Raw genomic sequence first — 245 nt, 5'->3', positions numbered from 1 at the left:
TTACTGGGCGTAAAGCGTGCGCAGGCGGTTCGTTAAGTCTGATGTGAAATCCCCGGGCTCAACCTGGGAACTGCATTTGTGACTGCACGGCTAGAGTGCGTCAGAGGGGGGTGGAACTCCACGTGTAGCAGTGAAATGCGTAGAGATGTGGAAGAACACCGATGGCGAAGGCAGCCCCCTGGGATGACACTGACGCTCATGCTCGAAAGCGTGGGGAGCAAACAGGATTAGATACCCTGGTAGTC

Annotated in this window: 1 rRNA gene; it reads left to right on the top strand. The window is 55.9% G+C overall.

Features of this window, described 5'->3' with window-relative positions:
* A 16S ribosomal RNA gene (locus ACTHSL_RS14035) occupies positions 1-245 on the top strand; the annotation flags it as partial.

Origin of the sequence: Neisseria sp. P0008.S010 (assembly GCF_051962715.1) — a bacterium.
GTDB classification, from domain to species: Bacteria; Pseudomonadota; Gammaproteobacteria; order Burkholderiales; family Neisseriaceae; genus Neisseria; species Neisseria elongata.
This window is presented reverse-complemented; position numbering and strand designations above follow the sequence as displayed.